Raw genomic sequence first — 4990 nt, 5'->3', positions numbered from 1 at the left:
ACCAGCCACGCGGCGGTCGTGGCGCGCGGCATGGGGCGCCCCTGCGTCTCGGGCGCGGGCGAAATCTCGATCAATGAGAAGGCCGGAACCTTCACCGCGCGCGGCCGCACCTTCAAGGCGGGCGAGGTCATCACCATCGACGGCGGCAAGGGCGAGGTGCTGGACGGCGCCGTGGCCATGATCGAGCCGGAGCTGACGGGCGACTTCCAGACCCTGATGGGCTGGGCCGACGGCATCCGCCGCCTGAAGGTCCGCGCCAACGCCGAGACGCCGCTGGACGCTAAGACCGCGCGTGGTTTCGGCGCCGAGGGCATCGGCCTGTCGCGCACCGAGCACATGTTCTTCGACGAGGCCCGCATCGCCGCCGTGCGCGAGATGATCCTGGCTGACGACGAGGCGGGCCGCCGCGTGGCTCTGGCCAAGATCGCCCCGTTCCAGAAGGCCGATTTCGTCGAGCTGTTCACCATCATGAGCGGCCTGCCCGTGACGGTGCGTCTGCTGGACCCGCCGCTGCACGAGTTCATCCCGCACACCGACGCCGACATCGACGCCCTGGCGGCGACGCAGGGGCTGGACGCGGCCAAGCTGAAGCGCCGCGCACGCGAACTGCATGAGACCAACCCCATGCTGGGCCACCGCGGCTGCCGTCTGGGCGTGGCCTATCCGGAAATCTACGAGATGCAGGTCCGCGCCATCCTTGAGGCGGCGCTGCAGGTGAAGGCGGCCTCGGGCGTCGCCCCGATCCCGGAGATCATGCACCCGCTGGTCGCCCTGGGTCTGGAGATGAAGTATCTGCGTGAACTGACTGACCGCACGGCCAAGGCTGTCTTCGCGGACGCCGGCGACAGCGTGGACTACCTGGTCGGAACCATGGTCGAGCTGCCGCGCGCCGCCCTGCGCGCCGCCGATCTGGCTGAATACGCCGAGTTCTTCAGCTTCGGCACCAACGACCTGACGCAGACGACCTTCGGCATCAGTCGCGACGATTCCGGCCACTTCCTGCAGGCCTATCTGGACAAGGGCATCTTCGAGACCGATCCCTTCGTCCGTCTGGACCAGAGCGGCGTGGGCGACCTGATCCGCATCGCGGAGGAGCGTGGCCGCGCGGTCAAGCCGGGCATGAAGATGGGCATCTGCGGCGAACACGGCGGCGACCCCGCCTCCATCGCCTTCTGCGAGACGGTCGGTCTCGACTACGTCTCCTGCTCGCCCTACCGCGTGCCGATCGCCCGTCTGGCGGCGGCCCAGGCCGCCCTGAGCGCGCGCTCGGGCGAGGAGCGTGAAAAGGACCGCTGAGGATACCGACGCCTCTCCCTCCCCTTCATGGGGGGGCGAAGCAACCGGGTGGGGAGGGCCAGGTGATCCTGGCCTCGACCTTGGCGTTTGACGAGCCTTGCCGTCCCCACCCGGCTTCGCCCTGTGGGCTCAGCCACCCTCCCCATGAAGGGGAGGGAGAAGAAACGCTCGCCTTTTTCACGCCGTGAAATAGTCATCCTTGAAGGAACGCGGTGTGTGCCTTCTCTCGCACAGTTATCGATCCCTTGCTCAAGCACAGGGAACGGCGCTGTGCGCTTGAGCTTTGTTTCTTCGCAAGGTGGTCAGGCCAGACCTGTTCATCGTAATAAGGAGTGATTGAAGCTCATGCGTAACGTTATTCTCGCCGCCGCCGCCCTTTCTGTATTCGCCCTGCCGGCTGCGGCCCAGGTCGTGCAGCCGGGCGGCCCTACCTACTACGGCACGCTCGGCTATTCGCAGCTGGACCATTCGGATGGGAACCTGGGCGCCGTCACCGGCCGTCTGGGGGCCAAGCTTAACCCCTACTTCGGCGTCGAGGGCGAAGGCTCGATCGGGGTGAAGGACGACGACTTCACCATCGCCGGGGCCAAGGGCAAGATCGAGCACGACTATGACTTGGCCGCCTATGCGGTCGGCACCCTGCCGGTCACGCCCAATTTCGAACTGTTCGCACGCGGCGGCTACGGCACCACGCAGATGAAGGCTGAACTGGCCGGCGTCGAGCGCAAGGCTGACGGCGAAAGCTGGAACTACGGCGTCGGCGCCAACTACTACTTCGACGGCCAGAACGGCCTGCGCGGCGACTGGACCCGTCGCGACTTCACCGACGACGGCGGCGAAGTGGACGTCTATTCGGTCAACTACGTCCGTCGCTTCTAGGCGCGGATGGTCTGAAATGACGAAGGCCCGCTCCAATCGGAGCGGGCCTTTTTCGTTGGTCGATTTTTTAGGCGGTCAGGCGACGCCCGGCGCCAGGGCCCAGCGCATCGATCCCTCGCCGAAGGGACGGATGAAGAAGTCGCGATAGCGTTCGAACACTTCGATGATCTTCATCTTGAGGTCTTGAGTCACCGACTCGCCGCGTTGGCGTTTCAGCGCCGCGACGCAGTTGATCACCATGTCCTGATGGGCCGAACCGCCCATGCGTTGCAGAACCGTGGCCACGTCGTGCGCCAGCGGATCACTGAGTTTTTCAGCCCAAGGCAAAGCTGTCTGAGTCATTCGGGCGCCGTCCCCCCTGCTTCTCGACGCGATACGGTTTGCAAAATTTTCCGAACAGTGCAAGCGCCGCCGGAAATATTGATTCCTGTTCGGCGGGATTATGGGCGCTTTTGCACAAAAACCGTGCCCGCGGAGTAGCCAGCGCCGAAGCTGCAGATCAGGCCCGTGTCGCCGGGCGTGAACCCGTCGTTCTTCAGGTGGAAGGCGATGATCGACCCGGCCGAAGAGGTGTTGGCGTAGTCATCCAGGATGATGACGTTCTCCTCGGGCTCGGGATCGCGGCCCAGCACCTTCTTGCCGATCAGGGTGTTCATGTTGATGTTGGCTTGATGCAGCCACAGGCGCTTCAGCCCGTGCGTGTCCAGGTTCAGCTCGGCGGCATGGTCCAGGATCATGGTCGAGACCATCGGCACCACCTCCTTGAACACCTTGCGGCCTTGCTGGACGAACATCTTGTCGGTCAGGCCGTCGGACGAGACCGGCTCATGCCCGTCGGTCGGCAGGGCGGCGCGGTTCAGGAAGCCGAAATTGTTGCGGATATTGTTGGAGAAGCTGGTCTGAAGCTTCGTGCCCAGAATGTCCCAGCCGCCGGGTCCGGCCTGATCCTCGGCTTCGATGATGACGGCCGTGGCGACGTCGCCGAAGATGAAGTGGCTGTCGCGATCCTTGAAGTTCAGGTGCGCCGAGCAGATTTCCGGGTTCACCATCAGCACGGCCTTGACCGAGCCCGAGGCCACGAAGTCCGCCGCCGTCTTGATGCCGAAGGTCGCGGAGCTGCACGCCACGTTCATGTCGAAGGCGAAGCCCTCGATGCCCAGCGCCTGCTGCACCTCGATGGCCATGGCGGGGTAGGGGCGCTGCATGTTGGACGCGGCGCAGATGACGGCGCCGATCTCGCTGACCGGCTTGCCCCAGGCCTTGATGGCGTCCTCAGAGGCCTTCACCGCCATCTCGGCCAGGATCGACAGTTCGTCGTCACCGCGCGCCGCTAGGTGCGGCAACATCCGCTCGGGGTCGATGATCCCCGACTTGTCCATGACGAAGCGCGCCTTGATGCCCGAGGCCTTCTCGATGAAGGCTTCGGACGAGGGCGTCTTGGCCTCCAGTTCGCCGGCGGCGATGGCCTCGGCGTTGGCGGCGTTCCAGCCTTCGGCCCAGGCGTTATAGGCGCCGACCAGTTCCTCATTCGAGATCGACTGTTCGGGCGTGAACAGGCCGGTGGCGGAGATGACGGCTTTTTGCACTGTGTAGTTCCCTGACGCTCGGCGCGCGGCGCCTCGCTGCATGAGGGAACATGGAGTCCCCGGCGCTCGACAAGCCTTATGTCGGCGCCTCGCGGCGAAGTTCGGGCGCCTCGCGGGCCGGACTCAGTCCGTTGCGATGACGAACGTCCTCAATAGGCCGGGGGAAGGCTGCGGTCGAGACTGGCCTTTATGCCGCGCCACCAGCGATTGACGCGGCCGCGCGGCGGCGCGGGCAAGGGATGGTCGCGCGCGGCGATCAGGGCCTCGACCAGGTCCTCGGCCTCGCACGGCCAGCCGTCCGGCGTGACATAGACCGGATAGCCGATCAGGGCGGCGTGGATGAGGCTCTGCAGACTGGCGCGGCGGGTGCGGCGCTCGAACGTCAGGCGGTCGTCTGTCAGACCCCATCCGGCATAGAAGGGGCGGCCGTAGACGCTGACCGGCTTGCCCCGCATCAGGGCCTCGAACCCGGTCAGGGAAGTTAGCGTCGCCAGCCGGTCGCAGGCGTTCAGGCAGTCGATGATGTCCAGATCGTCAGCCGAGGCGTCGACCTCCTCCATAGCCGCATGGTCCAGCAGGCCCGGCCGGTTGCCCGCCGTCACGTCCGGGTGGTTGCGATAGATCATGAAGGCGTCCGGATGATCCGCCCGCGCCGCCTTCACCAGACCCGAGTTGGTGCGTAGGTCCGGCCCGCAGCCCATCATGATCGAGCGGTCGTTCTCGACCTGGCCCACGACCAGCAGGATCGGTCTGTCGGTCGGCCAATGGACCGGGACGCCCGCGCCCTTCAGATTGTATTTCGACAGGCCCGCTTCGACCACGCGGGCGCGCAGGGTTTCGGCTCGCGCGGCCTGACCCGGCGACGGTTCGCCCGCCTCGATCAGGCTTTCCAGACGGCTGGGCCGGGTAGGGTCGTAATAGACGCCTTGGTCGTCCAGCGCGACCGACAGGGCGCCGAAGAAGTCGGACCCCAGCCCGCGCGAGCGGATGAAGCCGTCCTCCATCCGCACGACGGGCCCTTCGAAGGCGTCGGCGGCGGCGCGGATCTGCGGCGTCTCCTTGCCGGCCCACCAGATCAGCTTTCCGCCCGTGGTCCGCGCATGAGCGACGGCTGAGGATGAGCGCCAGAAATAGCGGACGCGGCCCTTGGGCGAGTTCAGCAGGCGGCGCACCGGCGGCCGTTTGGCCGGGGCGAAGCCGACGGCCGCCCAGTCCCCCGCCAGCCGGTC

At 66.3% G+C, this 4990-nt stretch carries 4 protein-coding genes and 1 pseudogene; 2 read left to right on the top strand and 3 right to left on the bottom strand.

Features of this window, described 5'->3' with window-relative positions; translation table 11 throughout:
* Positions 1-1296, top strand: a 1296-nt coding sequence (locus RT567_RS13405) for a putative PEP-binding protein (RefSeq protein WP_313576798.1), incomplete at its 5' end; no start/stop codon positions are given.
* Between the two features lie 345 nt (positions 1297-1641).
* Positions 1642-2175 (top strand): porin family protein, encoded by a 534-nt coding sequence (locus RT567_RS13400; protein WP_313576797.1) that lies wholly within the window; start codon positions 1642-1644, stop codon positions 2173-2175.
* Positions 2176-2250: 75 nt separating this feature from the next.
* On the opposite strand, the gene RT567_RS13395 is transcribed toward RT567_RS13400, so the two are convergent.
* The 3 genes and pseudogenes from RT567_RS13395 to RT567_RS13385 form a co-directional block, all read right to left on the bottom strand.
* A complete protein-coding gene (locus RT567_RS13395) occupies positions 2251-2517 on the bottom strand; it encodes a hypothetical protein (protein WP_087139307.1) in 267 nt (88 codons plus the stop codon).
* A gap of 98 nt (positions 2518-2615) precedes the next feature.
* Positions 2616-3761 carry a beta-ketoacyl-ACP synthase III gene (locus RT567_RS13390; protein ID WP_313576796.1) on the bottom strand — a complete coding sequence of 382 codons (1146 nt, stop codon included), beginning with the start codon at positions 3759-3761 and terminating at the stop codon, positions 2616-2618.
* A gap of 149 nt (positions 3762-3910) precedes the next feature.
* Positions 3911-4990 (bottom strand): annotated as a pseudogene (locus tag RT567_RS13385) (capsular polysaccharide biosynthesis protein); the annotation flags it as partial.

The organism is Brevundimonas sp. (assembly GCF_032107865.1).
In the GTDB taxonomy this organism is placed as follows: Bacteria; Pseudomonadota; Alphaproteobacteria; order Caulobacterales; family Caulobacteraceae; genus Brevundimonas.
Note: the sequence above shows the minus strand (reverse complement) of the source record. Positions and strands in the feature narration are given on the sequence as shown.

Excerpts from the sequence above, each read along its gene's own strand:
- RT567_RS13400 (WP_313576797.1), top strand. The coding sequence starts at position 1,642 with ATGCGTAACGTTATTCTCGCCGCCGCCGCCCTTTCTGTATTCGCCCTG.
- RT567_RS13395 (WP_087139307.1), bottom strand. The coding sequence starts at position 2,517 with ATGACTCAGACAGCTTTGCCTTGGGCTGAAAAACTCAGTGATCCGCTG.